This is a genomic window from Paenibacillus sp. FSL H7-0331 (genome assembly GCF_001956045.1).
This window is the reverse complement of the sequence record NZ_MRTH01000037.1, coordinates 55,003-77,526: the sequence shown is the minus strand read 5'-3', so window position 1 is coordinate 77,526 and position 22,524 is coordinate 55,003. Positions and strand designations below refer to the sequence as shown.

Here is a 22,524-nt window from a genome sequence, read left to right as displayed (position 1 = left end):
TGAAAGCTATGCCCTCGACAACCATACAGCGGGGCCGTTACCAGTCTGTGTATTGCTTACGCTACCATTTCGTAAATACCTATAAGAATTAACAGGACGCCACCGATCAGATCAGCATATTGGCTCACCCAGGTTTTGGCAGCCATCAAGCCGATCCGCGTGCCACAGCTAATAAATACAATTGAAAATAATCCCGCAGCCACTGTCGTCCATAGAGGGGAGACACCCGTCGCTCCAGCTCCAAATCCGGTCGCCATATTATTTAAGGCCAGAGCCAAGCCCAAGGTTAATGCTTCCTTCCACGAAATGACTTTATTCAGATCAACGTCAGCCGTTGCAGGTTGATGGATAACATCAATCAGACTATGGCCGCCAGCAGCAGACGGTTCGGGAGCCTGCGCACGCCGACGGCTGCTTACTATACCCCAAAACCCGATAAACAAGATCATGAATGCACCCAACAGGTTAGCTGCAAACCCGGACATGTAGGCTGTCATATATTCTCCCAGGGTTACGGACACATAGGTACCCAGCATCGTAATAACCGCAATAATCCCATTGGATAATGCCGGTATCCTGGTCGAGCGGATGCCGAATGAGATACCTATTCCAAGATTATCCAGATTGGAAGCTAAAGCAATGAAGATAATAGAAATCCAATGCATGTAGATGCCCCCATTTCATCCATAATGAATACCTTCTCCTACCTTATGCCGCCCAGCCCAAATGGTGATTGCTTGTGGGACATCACGCCCCCGTAAACTGGCTTGCCAGCGGTATAAGGAAATAGCCATGCCTTCTCTTGGCAGGGATCAGGAGCATCTAGGAGCTTGCACCACAACATCATGTTTGACGGAGTGATCATATGAAAGAAAAATTAAAAAAGCTGGATCAGCCCATCTTATGGGTCTTATTCAGCTTCCTCATCATAAGTACGGCTGTTATATTCAGTGCCACTGCGGGAACCAGCTACAATGGACTGCATATTAACAATGCCGTTACCTTCAGTGTGCTTTTTATTGTGATGATCGGTGTTGCCCTTATCGACTACAGAATCATTGTCAATCATCTCTCGATCATTATCTACGTCATTGGCATTATCCTACTCCTGTTAGTTATGGCTAAAGGGATGGATATCAATGGGTCCAAACGTTGGCTGAACATCGGATTTATGGCCTTTCAGCCTTCGGAAATCATGAAGATTTGCGTTATTGTCTTGCTCGCCAAATGGATGAAAAAAAGAGAAGGTCATTCCCTGCATTTATTCAAGGATCTCCTTCCCATGGCCGCTATCGTATTCGTTCCTTTTTTCATTGTGCTTGAACAGCCCGACCTTGGAACCTCGATTGTATTTGTTGCTATATTTGTAGGTATGATCTGGATCGGCAATATTCGTCTGACACACGTCATTATAGGCCTTGTTACCGTGTGTGTTATTGTCGCAGGAGTAACAACGCTCTACTTGTCCGGATCTCCGCTGTTTTCCAAAATCGTGAAGCCGCATCAAATGCAGCGGATTCAGACGTTCCTTGACCCCAAAAACGATCCTGACAATAGCTGGCACGTCGTAAACTCCATCAAGGCTATCTCTGCCGGGCAGCTGACAGGAGATGGTTATCAAAAGGGTACCTTGGTGCACAGAGGATATATTCCTTATGATTACGCTGACTCGATCTTTGTTGTTATCGGTGAGGAATTCGGCTTTCTTGGTGCCTCCGCGCTGCTGCTGCTCTATTTTATTTTGATATACAGGATGATCCGAATCGCGATCAATCGCTCAGAATTAGAAGGTACCTACGTCGTCATAGGTGTTATATCGATGTTTACGCTGCAAATCTTCGAGAATATTGCCATGCATATCGGGTTAATGCCCTTAACAGGCATTGCACTGCCGTTTATCAGCTATGGAGGCAGCTCACTACTGACAAATATGATCTCGATGGGCCTGGTTTTAAGCGTTAAAATCCATCAGACTCCGGAAAGAATCTACTCCGACTGAGGAGTTCCATCCGCCGGCTCCAACACGCCAAGCTCCATACACATGGTGATCGATAAAGCTTTAATTCCCGTTTTAAAACGAATGTGTACCCGATCCTCCTCGATGCTCGTAATTTCCCCATGACCGATAACCCGATGCTTTACAAATTGCCCTACGCCCAGATCCGCCTTACGTTTGATCGCGTTGGGATTGTCGGGAATATCGGATTTGCGCTTGACCTGTTTCACAGATTTATCTTGGGGAGAGATCGGCTTGGGAGGACTCAGGATATGCTGAACGGCCGTCACAAATTGAGACCCGCTAACCTTCTCTCCATCACGCTCTTTGTAGGTAATCAGCTCCAGCTGCGATTTGGTTCGTGTCATGCCTACATAAAATAAGCGGACTGCCTCCTCCATAAGCGCCAAATCCCCCTTCGACTGCTTCTCGATATCTTCAGAGGAGGGCAGTATTCCATCTATCAGGTCGATCATATATACCCGTTCAAATTCCAAACCCTTGGAGCTGTGCAAGGTCGAGAACGTGATAACATTGTCCTCCCTTTGGAACTTGGACTGCTTCATGACGGACTCCAGATGCTTCAGACGCTGGGCAAAATCGGTCATCGTGTCCAAGGTGGTGGCGATCCCTTCCAGCGTGTTCAGAATCCCGATCACCGTATCCTTGCGGAATCCGAGCCGCTCACTCAGCTTCTCAATCGCTTTCTCATAACCCAGTCTGGTGCGTATCACCTGGATAGCATTAAGCGGCGGCATATCCTTCATCTGAGCCAAGGTTTCCTTGCACTCCAGCAAAATCTTTCGCTGATAATCCTGCAGCTCTACGTGATTCAGCAAATTATCAAAGACGGATTCGTTGTTGTTGATCTCCTTTAATACGGACATTTGCTGCTTGGTAATGTACCCGCTGATTTTGGTATGAATAGCTTCCATAATATCGGCACGCTTGTCCGTAAAGGTCATCCGCATGAAATTCAAAATATCCTTCACAACCCAATGGGAGAAGAAACGCAGATCGTGATCCTTCATATAAAAAGGAATGCCCGCCCGCTCAAATTCATTAATCAAAATGACCGATGAAGCGTTGTTGCGGTACAAAATGGCTACATCCCGCAGATTGTCGACCTCTTGAACCTGTTCAATCAGGTACTTCACCTGATATTGATAATCGGCAAAGCTCCTGATCAGAATCGGTTTGTGTGAAGGATTGCTTGTAAACATATTTTTGTCATACCGATTCTGATTTCGCTTAATGAATTGATTGGTCACACTGACTATATCTTGAGAGGACCTGTAATTCTGCTCCATAAACAGCGTTACAGCCTTCGGATAAGCTTCTTTAAAGTTAAGCAAATATGACGGCTCCGCACCACGCCAGCTGTATATCGATTGATCATCATCCGCGACTACACACAGATTGCCATGCTCACGCACCAGCTTTTCGATAATAGCATGCTGCACCATCGAGGTATCCTGACTTTCATCGGTCAATACATGGTCATACCTGTGCTGATATTTCTTCAGCAGCTCTCGATCTCTCTCCATAATCTCATTGCATAGTGTCAGCATATCATCATAATCGACCAGCAGCTTGTCGGTACCTGTTCGTTTAAACCGCTCATATTCCCACAGGATCCGATCCGCTTTGGGCACCTCGCATTTGACCAGCGGCCACGATTCTTCAGGAACCATTTTATTTTTGATATAGCTGATGTAGGTGGTCAGCTCCTCCATTTGATCCTCGGTAATCGGTTCGTTGTGGAGTCTGGTATACAGGTCTCGTAGGATCAGCTTTTTGTGCAGCGGCAGCCCATCCATCCTCGTTTTCCCCTGCTCCTCATGCTCCATATTCCCTTCAATCAAATGATAGGCTATTCTCGTTTTACGAAAATGCTCACGAACGACCTCAAAGGCCAAACTATGAATGGTAGAGAAATCGACAGGCGGGAGCTCAGGGAAAAATCGTTTGAACCGTTCTTTCATATCCGCCGCTGAGGCTCGACTGAAGGTAACGGCCTTGATCCGTGATGGATGCACACGCTTTTCCTCTATCAAATAGCCGATTCTCATAATAATCGTAGTCGTCTTCCCCGATCCCGGCGACGCCAAAAGAAGCAGGGCACCCTCCGTTTGCCGGACCGCCTGCTTCTGAATTTCACTGAGAGACACACCAATTTCGTTATGCTTGCGGACAAAAAAATCTTCCTGTTTAATCATGATCGTGATATTCCCTTTCAAAAGACCCCTTGCTGAACATGTACATCCCTTATACTTTCAGTGGTCATTATGCATTTTCTTATATGCCTGATTATAGCATTATCCTGAATCGAAATGATAAAGGTAAATGAATCTTATTCAAAAACAACCTCTTGATCCAAAATAATCTCCTTAGGTGGATACTCCATGGGAGCTGCATATGGAATCAAGCCTAAGCTGCATTCGTTGATATTATTAGGTAGCGGCGGCGTGACCATAAAGCGTACCTGAGCTTGTCCCCCGCCGCCGTGGGAGCCGTTTCTACGAACATAGTATTCCTGATTCCCTTTTACTTCCAGCAGCAATTGCGGGCGAACATGACCATTCATTTCTTCACCTTGTACTTGCTCAATTTCCAGAAAGACAATACTTGCGTTCTTATGCTGCATGGCATGTGTCAAAGAATATTCAAAGCCATCGACAACCGTCTTTTTCATAATGGGCAATACACTCAGCAGTTCACCTGGTTCATTCGGCATCTTGGGTTGGCTTCTCTCATTAAGACTGTGCATCAGCCAACTGATTGTGGGAATGTCCAACTCATAGCTTGTCGCCCATTCCTCCATAATTTCTTTTGTTGGAAAGTACCGTTTGCCGTTTGCAAGAAGCTTGCGTTCATTCAGAAGTCTCAGGATTGTTTCGTCAATGGATCTAAATTCATCATTATATTCATTCGGTATTAGCTGCATTTCACCCCACCCCATCGTCGTAGTCTCCTTTATTATAGAAATCCATTTTGCCTTAGATTATATACTGATTGTGCCAAGGAATCACTCGTTTTCACTTCAATAACGACCGAACAATCATGGGTCCGGGCAAATTCCAATCTGTCATTTATAGGCACAATGCCCGTATATAAAGCTTGATGATCTGACTTGCCATTATAATCATGCAGGTGCATATGTTGAATGCGATTATTGTAATGAGCGAAGAACGATTCCTCTGCAAAGCCCGCTTTGGCATCATGACCAACATCCCAGGTCAAATAAAAGTTATCGAAAGCACTTAACTGGTCAAGAGCTTTTCGAATATAAGGAAGTTGAAAATTGCCTGTATTCTCAATACATAAGGCTACATCATAGGCTGCAGCTATTTGATAAAGCTCTGCATACGAATCTTGAAGAAATTCCCTAAAATTGGATTCGTACTGCTCATTGATCCAGACTTTTGTCTGCGGTAGGGTAAAATAAATCCCATTATTCATATGCATGTTCAAGGTTTGGATGCCTGATAAATGAGCCCATTCCATCGCTTGTCTGCAGCGTTCCAAGTGTCCCTTCCTTATTGAAGGGTGATAGGAGGATACATCCAATTCTTCGGGAAGATGTATCGTAAACTCCACGCCGTATTGTTCTTGATAGGTTCTTATTTCTGAACAGCTTAAATTTTCGGGTATGCAGATGGGCAGGTTCATATTTAATTCGATAAAATCCAAACCTAGTTGTTTGCACAACTGGACATTTTCAGCAATGGAAGTGTATTGTACCAATGTAGGCATTCCGAGCTTCATATGAATCCCTCCTCGATCAGGACTAACCCTATTATAACAGCTGCTGCCTTATCTTGTCCTTCAACTCAAATATAGCAAGAATTATCAAGAAGTAAACGCGAATACCGTCTAGAATGGAGACAAAGGGAGGCCACCCGATCGCATGAAGGAAGATTATCTGAAACAGATTCAAGCGACCATCGATTATGTAGAGGCACATATAGCCGAGGAGCTGTCACTGGAGCGACTGGCGCAGGTTGCGAGGCTCTCCGATTATCATTTTCATCGCGTCTTCCTATCCATGGCGGAGGTTACGGTGATGGAATACGTGCGCAAACGACGATTGGCGCTCTCTGCTTATCAGGTAGCCTACACAGATGCACGGATGCTAGACATTGCGCTGGAGAACGGATTCCACAATCATGAAACATTTACTCGTGCCTTCAAGCGCATGTTCGAAATAACGCCGACCGATTACCGCAAGAAAGGGATCCGACCACCCAAGTACTCAAAGCTGAACGTGCTTCAACGTAAGTACAATCCTTATTTAGGAGGCATTCGTATGGAATACCGCATCATCACCAAACCTGCTTTTAAAGTTGTAGGTTATGAGATTCGTACTTCAACCAATAATGGGGAGAACCTGCAGCAAATCCCGGCTTTTTGGCAGCAATATCTTCAGAACGGCTGGTCCAGGTCCATTCCGAACCGCATCCATCAAGATAGCCCTGTCGAGCTTGGGATTTGCCACAGCTTCGATATGGATTCGGGAACCTTCACGTATTTGATCGGCATGGAGGCTGAACATTTCGAAGGGGTGCCCGACGGCCTGGTATGCCGCGAGTTCATGTCCGCCGAATATGCCGTGTTTACAACACCGAGAGTTCCGCATGATCAGTTCTCCCCCTCCATTCAAAGCACATGGAAATCGATTTTCGCGGAATGGTTTCCGCATTCCGGTTACGAGCACGCCGGGACACCGGAGTTCGAGCTTTACGATGAACGCTGTCACCCCGACAAGCCAGATGCACAAATGGATATCTACATTCCCATTAAACATAAAGATGCCTGATCAGACACAAAAGGATGCCGCTTACTAAGCGCTGCATCCTTTTTGTTAGCAATCCACAAGAAACCCAAATCTATGTTTTATGATAAACTCGAGCTATAGGATTGAATACAATTAATCAGGTAAGAAAGGAGATTTCACAATGAAAAATGGAAAAATGAAAACGATTCTTTATTGGGTAACCACGATATTCGGTCCAGCAAGCTTCGTCATCGGCGGCTTCCTGTTCGTCACCCACGGCGAGCAGCAGGTGGCCGTATTGAACCAGCTCGGTTATCCCGTCTATATAGCTACCATTCTGGGTGTCTGGAAGCTGCTGGGTGTTATTGCTATCGTGATCCCGCGCTTTCCGCGTTTGAAGGAATGGGCTTACGCAGGCTTTGTCTTCGAACTCAGCGGTGCGGCTGCATCCCATGCATTGTCGGGTGACGGCCTTGCTCTTACCGCCCAACCGCTCGTCTTCCTGGCACTGGTCATCGCGTCGTGGGCACTGCGTCCGTCCAGCCGCAAGCTTGTCGCACAATAGGATAGGCTGCCAACAGATTCATATCAGGACAGGACGGTTCCGACGATCAAGCTCCTCAGATCACTCATTCGGTTAGGGGTATCCAGGGTGGAGGTGTTCATCATATCGCACAAGGCAACGAGGTCCTCAAGCCTGGCAAGCAGCCGCCAATTAGGCTCCAGCACCATCCCTTGCTCCTGATAGGCTCGAATAAAATGCTGTTCAAAGGCTGAGCCCTCCTGTTCATACCTTAGCATGTTGGCAATATCCACGTACCGACTCCAGGCAAAGGCGAACTCCCAATCTAGAACGGCTGACACCGAGCATCCTGTTGGCCCATGCTGCATCAATATATTCAAGCCATTGAAATCCGAATGAACAAGGACAGGCCTTTCTTGGCTATCCGTCAATAAAGGGCCATAGGTTTGGCAGTAGGACCATACCGCTTGTGTAAGCTCATCGCCCAGCCATTTGCCGCATGGTTCATGAAAGAGGCTTTGTTCGATGAATGAGAGAAACCGCTCGCCGTTCATGCTGAATGGCTGAGTCACCTTCAGTTCCTTGTCAAAAAAGCCCGATTCAGGAAACTCAAAGCTATGGATGTTGGCAAGCGTGGTGCCGACTGAGGCTGCGGCCGATGTGAGTTCAGCAAGGGTTCCGTTTTTAAACACATCGCTTAACAAAAATCCCTCCTTCCACTCCTGCACAGCCCACGGTTTATCGAACGCGCTGCAGCTTGTATCGGCATAGAGGAAGTCAGCAACAGATAAGGTTTGCCGAACGAGCTGTGCGATGGCCAGCTCTTTATCTGCAACCTCTTTTCCCCTACTGAATATACGAACCAGGTACGAATCGACGCTATCCTCCAGCTGGATTTTGTAGTTGAAATTGCTGCATCCGACTCCTATGCGTTCAGCGGAGGTGACCCGTTTGCCCCCAAAGGCAGGTCTGACGATTTCATTCATTTGCCTCAGGTCAAGAGAAAGGGGCGACACCGCTCTTTCCCAGCCTTCTTTCATAATCTCACCCGCTTCTTTCATACTCCAACCACCTTCTCCCTCAAATAGGCTCTATCCCTTGCTTCCCAAATCATGCCACGGATCGATCTCTTTACGAAAGCGCTGTGGGGAAACTCCCGTCATGCTTCGAAATAGCTGGCAAAAATACGAGGTGTTGTGAAGCCCAACCCGCTGTCCGATCGTTTGTATCGATAAAGAAGTGCTGCCCAGCAGTGAGCAAGCCTGTCGAATTCGTCTGTTAGCAATATATTCGGTAATGCTGCTTCCTGTTTCCTTGCGGAATAATCGGGATACATGATGCTTGGACAGGTGAAGCTTGCTCGCAATCCACTCCAGTCCAATCTCCTCTGCATATCGCTCCTCCACCCATTCCATGATCGTTTCCGAATGCTTGAGCGTTCTCGGTCTCAGCTTGCTAAGCGTCGTGCCCTGCTTCCACAAGGGATGAATGGTCTCCAGCAATTGCAGCAGGAGCAGTGCAAATACAGGTGCCTTCTCGCCATCCTTCGTATCCCGCAGCCGCTGCGCGTAATGGTCCATAACCGGGATCAACATGTCGTGAAAAGGGTTCAGCTCATACACCTGCAGCTCTTGCTCCTCCTTCCACAAACTCATAAATAATTGGTGAAGCTTGGGATATGGTTTGACATATAACTCAAAAACAGCCGGCTCAAACAAGATGATACTGCGTGTGTAGGGCTCAGCTTCATCGGTATCTACGTGCAGCTTATGAAGCTGATAAGGACGATAAATGAACAGTTTACCCGGCTGCAGCTCATAAATGCGCTGATTCAGCACAACATGGCCCTTACCCTGGTGCACATAATAAAACTCAAGCCCCCGATGGTAATGATAATATCCAGGGAAATCGCCGACTGTTTGCTTTTTAAAAGTAAATGTACAGTGATCCGGACCAAGTGCAATATACTCCATTTTGTTCACGAAGGTATTCCCTCCCAAAAATATCAATCCAACAACATTTTACCACAATGGAGTTACATTGGTGAGCGTTAAAATCCTGTATACTGAACGATACAACGCATACAAATACGGACACCACGACCACTGGGAGGGATACGGCTGTGTCATTTCGTAATAGGTTGTCTAAACGCCGTAGCATTATATTAACCTGGATTATATCTTATTTTTCGATTTTATTTTTACCCATTCTGGTTAGTCTTGCCGTGAATCAGGAATCGGGGCAAACGCTGCGTGGTGAAATTAATAGAGCCAATGCCACCCTGCTTGCCCAATTGCGGGATAATATGGACCACGAGCTGCAAAATGTCCGTAGGCTCAATATGGAGCTGTCCCTGCATACTATGGTGCAATCGTTGATGTATTCCAACAAATACGCGAATAACAGCTACGTCTACGATGTGTACGAAACCTCGGAGGAGCTGAGGTTATTCAAGGCGTCCTATCCATTCGTGGACAATTTCTATATTTATTGGGCTGCGCAAAATACCGTAATATTGCCGGGTACAAACCGAGACTCCAAATTTGCCTTTGAGGACCTTCACGGTGGCTCGCCATCGATGAGCTATGAGGAGTGGCTGTCGATTATGCAGCGCAAAAACTATCATGGCTTTCTTCCCATGCAAATAAAAAGCCAGGGTGGTTCCTTGAAGCCGGCAGTTGCGTTCATCACCTCTTTTCCAGCGGGACCTAATGAACAAAGCGTCGGCTCCTGTGTCATCCTCATAGATGCTGCCAAGTTTCTTGATATGACCGACAAGATCCGGTTGTTTAGTGGTGGGCAAGTGTATGTGTTAAATGACAACAATACGATTCTGGTATCCAACTCACCCGACACGGATATCCAGCTTCCGCAAATAGAGCGCTTACACATTTCGAAGGAAGTCGAATTTGCTTATAAAGCGCAGGATGGCCAACAGTATGAGGTGATGCACGCTGAATCCAGTATTTCCGGATTGTCCTATGTATCGCTCATTCCAAGTACGCTTTTCTGGGAAAAGGACCGCTATGTCCGGAACCTGACGATTGTTAGTATTGTCATAAGTTTGACAGGCGGGAGTATCCTGACTTATTTCCTGCTCCTCAAAAACTACGGTCCCTTGCATCGCCTGCTCCGCTCGGTGGCAGCGCAAACCGGTGTCTCCTATAGCCGGAACGACAACGAGTTTCAGTACATCGAGCATGTTTTCATGGAGACCATCGATGAAAAGGATAAAATCGGGCTGCATCTCAAGCAGCAAAATCAGTTATTCCGCTCCAATTTTCTAAATCGGCTGCTCAAGGGACTATTGGACGCCCCCCTGCCCGTTGAACATATTGTTCAGGCCTATGGCATCGATTTTCAATCCAGCCGGTTTGCCGTGCTCGTATTTTATTTGAACGATATCGATAAGTTTTTATCACGGTTAGATCAGAAGACAGCCAATGAGAAAATGAAGCTGCTGCGCTTCATTATTACGAATGTCGTCGAGGAATTGGCCGGCAAAACTCACCTCGGCTATGTATGCGAAGCCGATGATCTGATGGTCTGCCTGATTAATTTCAGCGGACAGACTGAGCATGATTCCGGTGATGCCAATGATCTACGCCAAATTGCCACAGAAGCCCGTGAGTTTCTCTTAAAAAAATTCCATATTGATGCTACCATCTCCATCAGCAGCTCTCACCCCACCTTGAACGATATTCCGATCGCCTATAAAGAAGCGCTGGATGTGATGGAATACAAGCTGGTCATGGGCAGCAGTCCGATTTTGTCACACGAGGATATTCGCTCCAGCCTGAGGACTGAACGACAGGGTACCGATTATTTCTATCCGATTCAGCTGGAGCAGCAGCTGATGAATTGCCTGAAGGCGGGTGATTATGATCAAGCCAAAATCACGATGGATTCCATCATCGAGCACAATTTTTCCGAGGTTACCGGCCATGTCCATCTTCGTAAATATTTACTTTTTAATTTGATGAGCACACTGATCAAAACCGTGGATGACATCGGTGCTCTTGGCACCTTCAGCTTCACCCGGGACGCGGCTGCACTGGACCGGCTTCATTCCAGTAAAACGATCGAAGAGCTGCAATCGCTGCTGACAGAAGCGCTCCAGGAAATATGCAGTCATACGTCGGCCAAGCGCAAGCTTGCCTCCATGGAAACGAGGTATAAAACGCATATGCTGCTCATTCAGGATGTGATCGATTACGTCAATGTTAATTATCGCGATCGTAATCTGAACAACTCCCTGATCGGACAGCTGTTTGATTTGAAGCCCTCTTATATAGCCAGGCTCTTTAAGGAACAGACAGGCCAAAGCTTAATCGATTTTATTAGTAAAACAAGAGTGGAAAGGTCCAAGGAGCTACTATTGCAAAAGGAGCTGACTGTGGGCGAAATTTCCGAGGTATCCGGCTTTAACGATGTTCATGTTTTTATTCGAACCTTCAAAAAAATCGAAGGTATTACCCCAGGAGCTTTCAAGGAAATGAACCTGGTTTAAGTCCTAATCGCAACAATCATTCATCCGATTGTAACAATCGTCTACGGACGGGTACAAACCGTTCATCCGTTTGCAAGTATACGCCATATCGATTTCACTCAGACTCCCGGATAATCAGAGTAGAACAAACCATAAGGAGGAGTCATTACTAATGAAAAAAAGCTCACGTATTTCGTCGCTGCTCGCTGTTGTCGTATTAAGCGGTGGCACGCTTGCAGCCTGTTCGAAGCCAGCTGAGCCTGCCAAGCCGGGAGCGACAGCACCGGGAACCGCACCGAGTACAGCGGGAACTACGTATCCGATCAAAACCGATACGACCTTGCAATATTGGGGAGAAATGAATGCCAATCTCAACGGATTGAAATCGAACCTGAATGAGGTACCCTTTTTCCAAGAATGGCAAAAAAGAACCGGAGTGAAGCTGAAATTTACGCAGCCTGCTACCGGCCAATCCAAAGAAGCTTTTAACGTAATGCTGGCATCCGGCGAGCTTCCCGATATGGTTGAATATGACTGGCTAAGCGGCTTTCCCGGAGGACCGGAAAAAGCGATCAATGACGGCTACATTTTGAAGCTCAATGATATGATCGATAAGCATGCTCCTAACCTCAAAAAATATTTAAAGGATCACCCTGATGTCGATAAAATGGTCAAAACCGATAACGGCAGCTACTTTGTGTTTCCTTTTATAAGAGATCACGAGGATTTGATGGTTTATCAGGGTACCATGCTGCGCAAGGACTGGCTTGATGAGCTTGGACTGCCCGTTCCGGAAACAATGGATGAATGGTACACGACGCTGAAGGCATTTAAGGAGAAAAAAGGAAGTAAAGCTCCTCTCTCCTTCCTAAGCAAGCCGAGAGCGATGGAAGGCATATACAATGGAGCCTTCATAGGCGCCTTCGGTATTCATCGGCTGTTCTATATCGATAACAATCAGGTCAAATTTGGACCTGCACAGCCAGAATACAAGCAATTTCTTGCAACCTTCCGCAAGTGGTATGAAGAAGGACTGCTCGATAAAAACTTCCCTGGTATGGACAGCAAAGCGTTGGATGCCAATATTACCTCAGGTGTAAGCGGTGCCATGATCGGCAACGCAGGCAGCGGTATCGGCAAATGGCTGCCTGCCCTGCAGGCCAAAGACCCGAAGGCTGACTTGATTGCCGCTCCATATCCGGTCATGAAGAAGGGCGATAAACCCAAATTCGGTCAAAAGGATTTTGCCTTTACCTCCATAACCGGTAATGTTGCGATTTCCGCCAAAACGAAAAATGCCGAGCTTGCTGTCAAAATGCTTGATTACGGCTACGGTGAGCAAGGTCACCTCTTCTTTAACTTCGGTACGCCAGTGGTCAGCTACAATCTGGAGAACGGCTATCCGAAGTATACCGATCTGATTATGAATAATCCTGAAAAGCTGGCACCTGCCCAGGCGATGTCGCTGTATTTTAGAGGCAGCTACGGCGGTACCTTCATCCAGGACAAACGTTATATTGAGCAATATTTAACTTTGAAGCAGCAGAAGGACGCTTTGGCAGTATGGAAAAATACAGACAACGACAAATATGGTCTTCCTCCCGTTTCTCCTACACCTCAGGAAGCAACCGAGATGGCCAAAATCATGAATGACGTCAACACTCTAGTAGACGAAGCCTCATTAAAAATTATTTTGGGATCAGAGCCACTGGATTACTTCGATAAATATGTCGAGAAATTAAAAACATTACGTATTGATCGCGCGGTAGAAATTCAGAATGCGGCATTGGATCGTTACAAGAAACGATAAGCGATAACAATAGCACACAAACACCATCATGTTGGGGCATCAGGCTGAATTCGGGTGCCCCGCATCCACCATAGAAAAGGAGAGCGACCGCTTGATGAAACAGGAACAGCCGGTCCGATCCGGTATGAATACCGAAAAAATCCTGCACAGAGGCCATGCCATTCCCCGAGGAAAATCACGGTTTATACGGGATCTCGCCGCCAATAAATATTTGTATATCATGATGATTCCGGTTATAGCCTATTATCTTATTTTTCATTACTTTCCGATGTATGGGGCCAGTATCGCTTTTAAGGAATACAGCCCTGCCAAAGGGATACTCGGCAGTGAGTGGGCTGGATTTACCCACTTTATTTCATTTTTTGAAAGCTACTATTTCGGGCGCATTCTACTCAACACCGTGTTGATCAGCGTGTACTCGATGCTGTTCGAATTCCCAGCACCGATCATTCTGGCCCTGCTGGTGAACGAGCTCCGCAACAAGGTGTTCAAAAACTTCGTCCAGACAGTCACTTACATGCCTTATTTTATTTCCATGATCGTCATCTGTGGAATGGTCAAGGACTTTACCAACACCGGAGGTGTCATTCATTCGCTGTATGCGTTGTTTGGCGGGAATGAGCAATCGATGCTGCAGCAGCCCCAGTTGTTCCGGTCCATCTACATTGTTTCAGAAATTTGGCAAAAGGTTGGCTGGGAATCGATCATCTATTTGGCAGCACTCACAAGTATCGATCAGGAGCAGTATGAAGCGGCACGAATGGACGGAGCAGGACGCTTTAAGCAGATGCTTCATATTACACTGCCAGGCCTGATGCCGACGATCGCCATTATGTTTATTCTACGGATGGGCAACCTGCTCAATGTCGGATTTGAGAAAATTATTTTGCTCTACAACCCTACGACCTATGAAACCGCTGATGTCATCTCGTCATTCGTTTATAGAAAAGGCTTGCTGGAATTCAGCTGGAGCTTCAGTACGGCAGTCGGATTGTTTAATTCCATGATCAATCTGGTGCTCTTAATAACGGCTAACTATATCAGTCGTAAAGTAAACAACAATAGCCTTTGGTGAGAGGAGTTAAGAGCTTGCACACACATTCCGGTTTAGCGGATCGTTTATTCGAATGGATGATTTATCTCGTACTTTCCCTGCTCGTTATCGTGACCTTATATCCATTGATTCATGTAGCCTTTGCCTCTGTCAGTAATCCCGACCAATTGATGGCACATCAAGGGATGCTGTTGAAGCCGTTTGGCTTCCATCTCGAAGCTTACCAAATCGTGCTGAAAAATCCGAATATATTGACTGGCTACGCCAATACCTTATTTATTGTAGTCGTCGGCGTTATGATGAGTTTATCCCTCACGTGTCTGGGAGCCTATGTGTTATCCAGAAAAAACGTGCTGTGGAATCGTTATTTCGTTTTCTTTATCATCTTTACGATGTTTTTTCATGGAGGCCTGATCCCCTTATATTTGGTCGTTAAGGATATGGGACTGATTAATTCTCTGTGGGCTGCGATTGTTCCCTTTGCGATGAATACGTTTCATTTGATCATCATGAGAACCGCCTTTGCTGCTGTGCCGGAAAGCCTGGAGGAATCCGCCAAAATCGATGGAGCGAACCACTTCATTATTTTACTGAGAATTGTACTCCCGCTCTCTCTGCCTGTTATTGCGGTTATTGTACTGTACGCCGCGGTTGAACGCTGGAACGGCTGGTTCTACGCCTCCATTTTCCTTAAGGATCGCGAGTTGTTTCCCTTGCAGCTCATTCTGCGGGAAATCCTGATTGCGAATTCGACAGACAGCATGTCCAGCAATGCCGCCTTCGGTGATTTGTTCCAGATTGGTGAGACGATCAAGTATGCCACGATTATGGTAGCGACACTTCCGATTCTGTTTGTTTATCCTTTTATGCAAAAATATTTTGTCAAAGGCGTCATGGTAGGTGCATTAAAAGGCTGATCGTTAACTATAACCTTGGAGGGATCTGCGATGCTAGAACATGAACAAGAAGATTACAATTTGACGGAAAAAGAAAATGTAATGCCAGCAGGCGCAGCCGCCTCATACCGTTATTTACGCCCGAAGGATACCGCGCGCCTGCTGCTTGACTTCCTGTGGCAGGAGTATGAGCTGTCCCGCCTTGCTTTTGGATGGCTGCCTGCTGTTGCCGATTATGAGCTTAAGACGAAGCTCGGTCGATTCGGCTACTTGCACAGCCAGCATACGAAAGCGCTCCATACCCGATTGATCGAGCTGCCGGGTTCATTGAATGTTAAGGAAGGCACCCCGGCCTTGACCCGCGAAATATTCGAACGGATCTCGCAAGCTCCGGACACTGCCAGCTTCATCATAGGCTATCTGCATGTGCTGCGGCGTATGTTTGTCCTTTACGATGAGTTAGCGGCCAAGCTGGATACGATTCTCGACGCACCTACAGTGGATCATCTGCGTACGATTTTGTATTCCCGGCATGAGCTTGTCGACTATCTGTACGATCGGCTGGAGCAGTTTGGCGACGAAAAGTCAGCAGCCGAGCAGTGGCAGGACTATGTTGCCGAGGTGTGGAGCCTGTACGAGGATGTTCTCGCTCATCGGCTGGATGTAGAAGCGCTCCGGCTGCCGGTTCACCCGGCCGCAGAGGCCGCCGGACCCGTACCCGCAGAGTCCAGCAATGATCCGCAGTTTCCTGTTTATGAACGGACCGATGCCTATAAACAATCGTATTCCGACCCGACGATGTCGCCCTTGCAGGATAGTGTGAGGCAGATGCATTACATTAATGCAACAGAGATTAGTGCGGCGGAATCGCTCTGTTACTTATATTATGGCGTACAGAAGATGCCTTTGGAGTTTTATTATGATCTGGCCCGCCACTTATGGGATGAGGTGCGCCACAGTCAAATGGGTGTCCGACGATTGAAGCAAATGGGCTATAAAACCGAGCAGTTCAAGTTTTTCAACACCTCTCCCGGCGCTTCCATTGAAGAGCTGAAGCAGGAATGGTTTCCGGATATGTATGCGGGGTTGACCATGGTGGCAGAGCCCTGCTCATTCGTCAAAAAGCGGAAATGCGTCGAGAAGTTCTGGGAATTCGGGGATGCCCTCTCAGCAATCCAATGTGAATTCGACATGGTCGATGAACGGATGCATGTGGAATTCGGCAAAACATGGGGACCCGAGCTATATAAGCAAATCGACGATATCATCACCGCACGGGAAATGTCAGAGCGAGCCCGGATTCGCAGACTCGAGAAATTGGAAATTCCCGGTGATCCCGAAGAAATTCGCAGAGTAGCCAAAAACTTTCCAGGCTTTTGCGGGTTGTCTACGGTAGAGCTGCAATATACGAACTATTAAAAAGGTAAAGGTGGTGAAAAGAGGATCATGATGGGTACGAATAACGTCTTTCCGCGTTCCGGCGAGCGCATTTCCAAGCTGGGCTTTGGAGCTATGGGCCTGTCCGGGAGCTTCGGCAGCTATGACGATGAATATTTGATCCGCTCCGTCCTGCTTGCTCTGGATGGAGGCATCAACTTTATCGATACGGCCAGAGCTTATGGACGGTCGGAGGAGCTGGTCGGCAAAGCCTTACAGCAGTGGACCGGCGAGCGTCCGTTTGTTGCGACCAAGGTTGCAGCACAGCCGGCCCCAGCCTCATACCCGCCAGGCTCGGGCTGGCATGCTCCTGTGCCTGTCGAGGTTGCTTATCCGAGAGGCATGCTGCGTGCTAGCGTGCTTGATTCGTTACAGCAGCTGGGGCTTGAGCAGCTTGATCTTATCCAGCTGCACCAATACTGGGCGCATTGGGACGACTCCGACTATTGGATGGAGGAGCTGCTGCGCCTTCAGGAGGAGGGCTTGGTACGATATATCGGGATTTCCGTTCCCGATCACAGGCACGAGCTGGCAATTGCTTTGGTTCGTTCTGGTAAAATCGATGCGGTGCAAACCTTATTTAATATTTTTGATCCCTTGGCACTCGATTGCCTGATCCCGATCTGCCGTCAGCATCAGGTTGCCGTTATTGCACGAATTATTCTCGACGAAGGCGGACTGACCGGATTCTTGAAGGCAGATACCCATATTGCTGAAGGCGACTTCCGTGCCAACTATTTTGATGTGCTGCCGCGGTCGATTTATATCGACAAAATTAATGCCTTGCAAACGTTCATCCCACAGTATGCAGAAAGTCTCGCCGAGCTGGCGATACGATTCGCCTTACAGCCTGAAGGCATTACAACAGCAATTACCTCGATGCATGTGCACGAATTTATTCGCCCCAATCTTGAAGCAGCTGCTCGTCCTGAGCTTCCACAGGAAGTATTCGAGCTGCTGAGAAATAAACACCGCTGGATTCGAAATTTTTATCAGGCGAGACGTTATTTATAAGGGAGGCGCATTCGTGAATCATCTAGCTGAAACCACGAACGATAGGAGCTATTGGGTCGACACCTTATGCCGGGTTGTGACCCCCGTTCTGGAAGCACTGGCCGCTGGCAAGCTCAAACAAACGATGCCGATTGAGAACAACACGGGGGACCGTGCCCAATTCACGCATCTCGAGGCACTCGGACGAACGCTGACCGGGCTTGCTCCATGGCTGGAATCGGGTTCGGATTCCGGTCATGAAGGCGAATTGCGCAGGCATATCGCTGTGCTGGCCCGCGAAGCAATTCGTTCTGCGGTTGACCCTGCTTCAGCCGATTATCTTAATTTCCGTCAAGGCTTTCAGCCTGTCGTCGATGCAGCCTTTGTCGCGCATGCGATATTGCGTGCACCGACTGAGCTTTTTGACAAGCTCGACGACTCCGTGAGGCACAACATCATTGCCGAATTGACGGCCACGCGGTACTGCAAACCCGGCTTCAACAATTGGCTGCTGTTCTCTGCTATTGTCGAAGCCGCGTTATTCAAGATGGGAGCCGCATGGGATTCCATGCGTGTTGATTACGCCCTCAGACAGCATGAGCAGTGGTATAAAGGTGATGGAGCCTATGGCGATGGCCCTGAATTTCACTGGGACTATTACAACAGCTATGTGATTCAGCCCATGCTCATCGACATTGTTGAAACTGTCGGGGACTGTTACCCCGAATGGCAGCAAATGCGCGCGCCGATCCTCTTGCGGGCACAACGATATGCAGCTGTGCAGGAACGGCTGATATCACCGGAAGGCACCTTCCCTCCGATCGGTCGGTCACTGGCTTATCGGACCGGCGCCTTTCAGCTGCTCGCACAAGTCGCGCTGCGCGAAGAGCTGCCGGGCGATATCGCGCCGGCTCAAGTCCGCTGTGCACTGACCGCCGTAATCCGTCGTACGCTTGAAGCTCCTGGCACCTACGATGCCAATGGCTGGCTGCAAATTGGCCTGTCTGGTGCGCAGCCGGGAATCGGCGAGTATTATATTTCAACGGGCAGCTTGTATTTATGTTCGACCGTATTTATTACTTTGGGACTGCCTGCTCATTCCAGCTTCTGGCAGGGCTCAGCCGATTGGACAGCCAAGAAAATATGGTCGGGTGCGTCAACCGGCGTGGACCAAGCACTGCGCAAATCATAGAACGCAACCAAAGGCAGAGAAGCTTATTAAACAGCTCCCTGCCTTTGCTTATGAGTTATACCTTCTATATCTGCTTCCGACAGAAACTACCACTTATTTAAAGTTTGCCATAACCTTTTCCAAATATTCCTCAATCGGCACAGAATTTCTGAGTGCGACCAGATTCTTGCTGGATTGACCTACCAGTGTACGGAATTGCTGGCTGGCCCCGGTTGCCAAGGCCTCAATCTCGTCGACGATATTTTGTGGGTCCTCCAAACGACTGCTGTCAATATTTTCGAACATGCGCTTCACTTTTGCGGTTATGGCATCATAGTCCTTAATATCTTCGTTCGTGTTCCAAATGACGTTATTCACAAAATTATTACCACTGGAACCGTCTTGCTCCACCAATCTTAATTCGATATTCAGCGGCTGCAGCTCGTAATAAAGACCTTCGATCAGTCCTTCCAATGCGAATTTGGACATGTTATACAACGATCCGGTCGGTACGGCAGTCGTAACCCCCATCATGGAGCTGATGTTGATGAACATGCCTCCCCCATTGGCACGATAATGCGGCAAAAACGCACGAATCACATTAATCGGACCACGAACGTTAACAGCAAACTGCCAATCTATATCTTCCTCATCGGCCAGCTCCAAGGCACCGTAGGTACCCATCCCCGCGTTATTCACAACCACATCGATTCGACTGAATGCAGCAATCGCCTGCTCTACGGCTGTTCGTACTTGCTGCACATTTGTAACATCCAGCTTGAAGATTTTAATATTGCTGTACTTGGTAAGCTCCGTTTCCTTGTCAGGCGTGCGCATCGTAGCGGCTACGTTCCAGCCCATCTTGGCAAAATGAATTGCCGTTAATTTGCCCAGCCCAGAGCTGGCTCCTGTAATAAAAATCGTTTTGTTCATTGGTTGATCTCCTCTTTCTGATTTGTTTTATATGGATCATTCTCAGTCTCAAGCGTGTATAGATCGAACGTTCATTCTACTGACTTTTAAAAAAATCGGCCCTGGTTAACCAAGACCTGTTTAATTGGCTATTTGGATATCTCGGCTTATTCCGTTCCAGCAAGTCTGTATCGCGTTGCGAGCAATTTCTTCAGTGAATTCAATGTTCCCATGAATATGTCCTTTGACCATATATACGATAGATCCGTAATGCATTTGGACCATTAACTCCGGCTGCATGTCGATAATGAGCTGTTGATCAATCGCCTCGGCATAAAGCTTGTTCATTGGACCGCACCAGCCGCCCGAGTATGCCTCTTTTTTGACCTCTTCATAAATATAGGGCGAAAACGAATACTGCTCAATAAACAAAAATCCTTCAGGATACTTTTTGCTCAGCTCAATGACCTTCTCCCAGCCCCAGTTAAAGCGTTCCCGAATGGTTCCTTTCTGATTCAAGCCCTGAATTACATATTCACCGTTAAAGGTAACAATCCCCTTATACAGCTCATTAATGATATCCTCCTTGCTCTGAAAATAGTGATAAATATTACCTGTCGATACGCCGGATTCCTTAGCGATCAACGCCATCGATGTAGCTTGCAGCTCCCTTTGAATAATGATGCGAAGGGTTGTCTCCAGAACAGCCTGCTGTACTTTATTGTATTTATCAAACATAGCATCCCTCCACGAATCAGCTTAATCAACAAACATAGATCGAATGTTCATTCTATTTTATAATCATTTTGTATACTTTGTCAATCGGAAACATTAGTTATAACGGTTGTTTCTTTTGAACTGTAAGGAATCCATCTGTTATGATTCTCTACAGAGATCATTCTTATATCGCCGATTCAAAAAATACAGTCAATATGACGAAGGAGTTACTCATGCTAAAAATAGCCATTATTATTGGCAGTACGCGTCCAGGTCGCAGAGGTGAAGCCATTGCACGATGGGTGCACGAGATCGCCCAAAAACGCAATGATGCTGTATACGAGCTCGTGGATATCGCGGCTTTCAATTTGCCGTTATATGATGAACCCAATCCTCCAGTTTTGAGTCGATATACGAAACCGCATACGCTCGCTTGGTCTGAAGCAATCAAATCGTTTGATGGTTTTGTTTTCGTAACACCTGAATATAATCATGCCATTCCCGGGGCACTTAAGAACGCCATCGACTATCTTTTTAACGAATGGAAGGATAAAGCCGCGGGCATAGTCAGTTATGGCGGCGGTACAGGCGGGGCTCGAGCGGCAGAAAACCTGAGACTAATTTTGGGTGAACTGCATGTTGCTGACGTACGCGCTCAGGTTACCTTATCGGTCTTTACAGACTTTGAAAACTACAGTATTCTAAAGCCCGCACCTCATCAGGAAGCGGCCGTCAACACGCTGTTCGATCAAGTCATTGCCTGGAGCGGCGCATTAAAGGTTTTACGTTAATTGTTAACATTCTAACCTAATTTGAGTCAATTAGCTGTTATAAGGTGCAGCGTAAGGAGTCCACACATGTCTAAGAATCTCGATAATTCAAGGCCTTTCCCTGACAGGAGTCGTATCCATCTGCAAGCTGACTGCGAGAATTGCTTCGGCTTGTGCTGTGCCGCGCTGCCCTTTGCAGCTTCGTCTGATTTTGCAATCGACAAAAATGCCGGTCAGCCCTGTCCCAACTTGCAGTCGGATTTTCGCTGCGGTGTTCATACAAGCCTCAGAGAACTCGGTTTTCGAGGCTGCACGGTTTATGACTGCTTTGGTGCAGGGCAGCAAGTTTCCCAAGTCACCTTCGGTGGACAAGACTGGCGGCAAGCCCCGGATACAGCGAAGCCAATGTTCGAGGTATTTCCGATCATGCGGCAGCTCCATGAGCTGCTCTGGTATTTGAAAGAAGCGTTGACGCTGCAGCCGGCCCAGCCAATCCACGGTGAGCTCAGCCTCGCACTCGAAGAAACAGAACGCTTAACTTACCTCAGTCCCGACTCTCTCATGGAGCTTGACGTGGCCGAACATCGGGCCTATGTCAATTCTCTGCTCCTGAGGACAAGCGAACTTGTAAGAGCCGAGGCTCGTGACCAGCACGAGGCTTCCCTACGGCGTAAGAAGAACTACGGCCGAGGGGCTGACCTTATCGGGGCCAAGCTTGGAGGAGCAGATCTCAAAGGCGCCAACTTGCGAGGGGCGTACCTTATTGCCGCTGACCTCAAAGGTGCCGACTTGAGAGTGGCTGACCTCATCGGGGCAGATTTCCGAGACGCTGATCTCAGCGGCGCCGACCTCACCGACAGTATCTTTCTCACCCAAGCCCAGCTCAACGCGGCGAAGGGCGATGCCGATACCAAGCTGCCCTCTTCACTCACTCGCCCAACACATTGGACGAGCTTTGGAGCATAAGGCAGCTGCCCTT

Annotated in this window: 20 protein-coding genes; 12 read left to right on the top strand and 8 right to left on the bottom strand. The window is 47.6% G+C overall.

The window, feature by feature from the left end:
* Positions 1–56 precede the first annotated feature (56 nt).
* Positions 57–665 (bottom strand): sporulation membrane protein YtaF, encoded by a 609-nt coding sequence (gene ytaF, locus BK127_RS33570; protein ID WP_076236452.1) that lies wholly within the window; start codon positions 663–665, stop codon positions 57–59.
* 200 nt (positions 666–865) lie between these two features.
* On the opposite strand from ytaF, the gene BK127_RS33565 reads away from it, so the two are divergent.
* A complete protein-coding gene (locus BK127_RS33565; protein ID WP_076236451.1) occupies positions 866–1,999 on the top strand; it encodes an FtsW/RodA/SpoVE family cell cycle protein in 1,134 nt (377 codons plus the stop codon).
* On the opposite strand, the gene BK127_RS33560 is transcribed toward BK127_RS33565, so the two are convergent.
* The 3 genes from BK127_RS33560 to BK127_RS33550 all read right to left on the bottom strand — a co-directional run bounded on the left by BK127_RS33560 (position 1,987) and on the right by BK127_RS33550 (position 5,764).
* The gene (locus BK127_RS33560; RefSeq protein WP_076236471.1) at positions 1,987–4,215 is read right to left on the bottom strand and encodes an ATP-dependent helicase; all 2,229 of its coding nucleotides are present in this window, start codon (positions 4,213–4,215) and stop codon (positions 1,987–1,989) included. The two genes, BK127_RS33565 and BK127_RS33560, sit on opposite strands and share 13 nt — an antisense overlap.
* Positions 4,216–4,349: 134 nt before the next feature.
* On the bottom strand, positions 4,350–4,958 hold the full coding sequence (locus tag BK127_RS33555) for a hypothetical protein (RefSeq protein ID WP_076236450.1): 609 nt from the start codon (positions 4,956–4,958) through the stop codon (positions 4,350–4,352).
* 17 nt (positions 4,959–4,975) lie between these two features.
* Positions 4,976–5,764 (bottom strand): sugar phosphate isomerase/epimerase family protein, encoded by a 789-nt coding sequence (locus BK127_RS33550; RefSeq protein WP_076236449.1) that lies wholly within the window; start codon positions 5,762–5,764, stop codon positions 4,976–4,978.
* A 142-nt stretch (positions 5,765–5,906) separates the two neighbouring features.
* On the opposite strand from BK127_RS33550, the gene BK127_RS33545 reads away from it, so the two are divergent.
* Together BK127_RS33545 and BK127_RS33540 are read left to right on the top strand one after the other, a co-directional pair.
* Entirely contained in the window at positions 5,907–6,815 is a 909-nt protein-coding gene (locus BK127_RS33545; protein WP_076236448.1) for an AraC family transcriptional regulator, read from the top strand.
* A 139-nt stretch (positions 6,816–6,954) separates the two neighbouring features.
* Positions 6,955–7,338 (top strand): DoxX family protein, encoded by a 384-nt coding sequence (locus BK127_RS33540; protein ID WP_076236447.1) that lies wholly within the window; start codon positions 6,955–6,957, stop codon positions 7,336–7,338.
* A gap of 23 nt (positions 7,339–7,361) precedes the next feature.
* Here BK127_RS33540 and BK127_RS33535 read toward each other — a convergent pair whose 3' ends face one another.
* The gene (locus BK127_RS33535) at positions 7,362–8,357 is read right to left on the bottom strand and encodes a phosphotransferase family protein (protein ID WP_256711559.1); all 996 of its coding nucleotides are present in this window, start codon (positions 8,355–8,357) and stop codon (positions 7,362–7,364) included.
* Between the two features lie 30 nt (positions 8,358–8,387).
* The gene (locus BK127_RS33530; protein ID WP_256711563.1) at positions 8,388–9,269 is read right to left on the bottom strand and encodes an AraC family transcriptional regulator; all 882 of its coding nucleotides are present in this window, start codon (positions 9,267–9,269) and stop codon (positions 8,388–8,390) included.
* A 167-nt stretch (positions 9,270–9,436) separates the two neighbouring features.
* On the opposite strand from BK127_RS33530, the gene BK127_RS33525 reads away from it, so the two are divergent.
* The 7 genes from BK127_RS33525 to BK127_RS33495 all read left to right on the top strand — a co-directional run bounded on the left by BK127_RS33525 (position 9,437) and on the right by BK127_RS33495 (position 19,167).
* A complete protein-coding gene (locus BK127_RS33525) occupies positions 9,437–11,806 on the top strand; it encodes a helix-turn-helix domain-containing protein (protein ID WP_179097695.1) in 2,370 nt (789 codons plus the stop codon).
* A gap of 151 nt (positions 11,807–11,957) precedes the next feature.
* The gene (locus tag BK127_RS33520) at positions 11,958–13,595 is read left to right on the top strand and encodes an extracellular solute-binding protein (protein ID WP_076236444.1); all 1,638 of its coding nucleotides are present in this window, start codon (positions 11,958–11,960) and stop codon (positions 13,593–13,595) included.
* 220 nt (positions 13,596–13,815) lie between these two features.
* Positions 13,816–14,670, top strand: a complete 855-nt coding sequence (locus BK127_RS33515; protein ID WP_256711562.1) for an ABC transporter permease — start codon at positions 13,816–13,818, stop codon at positions 14,668–14,670.
* A gap of 14 nt (positions 14,671–14,684) precedes the next feature.
* Positions 14,685–15,566 carry a carbohydrate ABC transporter permease gene (locus BK127_RS33510; RefSeq protein WP_372237400.1) on the top strand — a complete coding sequence of 294 codons (882 nt, stop codon included), beginning with the start codon at positions 14,685–14,687 and terminating at the stop codon, positions 15,564–15,566.
* A gap of 30 nt (positions 15,567–15,596) precedes the next feature.
* Positions 15,597–16,964 (top strand): DUF455 family protein, encoded by a 1,368-nt coding sequence (locus tag BK127_RS33505; RefSeq protein WP_076236443.1) that lies wholly within the window; start codon positions 15,597–15,599, stop codon positions 16,962–16,964.
* Between the two features lie 30 nt (positions 16,965–16,994).
* The gene (locus BK127_RS33500) at positions 16,995–17,996 is read left to right on the top strand and encodes an aldo/keto reductase (RefSeq protein ID WP_076236442.1); all 1,002 of its coding nucleotides are present in this window, start codon (positions 16,995–16,997) and stop codon (positions 17,994–17,996) included.
* A gap of 13 nt (positions 17,997–18,009) precedes the next feature.
* Complete coding sequence (locus BK127_RS33495; protein ID WP_076236441.1) at positions 18,010–19,167, top strand: DUF2264 domain-containing protein; 1,158 nt, start codon at positions 18,010–18,012, stop codon at positions 19,165–19,167.
* 93 nt (positions 19,168–19,260) lie between these two features.
* Here BK127_RS33495 and BK127_RS33490 read toward each other — a convergent pair whose 3' ends face one another.
* Positions 19,261–20,079 (bottom strand): SDR family oxidoreductase, encoded by an 819-nt coding sequence (locus BK127_RS33490; protein WP_076236440.1) that lies wholly within the window; start codon positions 20,077–20,079, stop codon positions 19,261–19,263.
* Between the two features lie 120 nt (positions 20,080–20,199).
* Positions 20,200–20,796, bottom strand: coding sequence for a TetR/AcrR family transcriptional regulator (locus tag BK127_RS33485; protein WP_076236439.1), 597 nt, complete (start codon positions 20,794–20,796; stop codon positions 20,200–20,202).
* A 212-nt stretch (positions 20,797–21,008) separates the two neighbouring features.
* Here BK127_RS33485 and BK127_RS33480 point away from each other — a divergent pair, with 212 nt between their 5' ends.
* Together BK127_RS33480 and BK127_RS33475 are read left to right on the top strand one after the other, a co-directional pair.
* Positions 21,009–21,566 carry an NADPH-dependent FMN reductase gene (locus BK127_RS33480; protein ID WP_076236465.1) on the top strand — a complete coding sequence of 186 codons (558 nt, stop codon included), beginning with the start codon at positions 21,009–21,011 and terminating at the stop codon, positions 21,564–21,566.
* A 66-nt stretch (positions 21,567–21,632) separates the two neighbouring features.
* Positions 21,633–22,511 carry a pentapeptide repeat-containing protein gene (locus tag BK127_RS33475; RefSeq protein ID WP_076236438.1) on the top strand — a complete coding sequence of 293 codons (879 nt, stop codon included), beginning with the start codon at positions 21,633–21,635 and terminating at the stop codon, positions 22,509–22,511.
* The last annotated feature ends 13 nt before the right edge of the window (positions 22,512–22,524 follow it).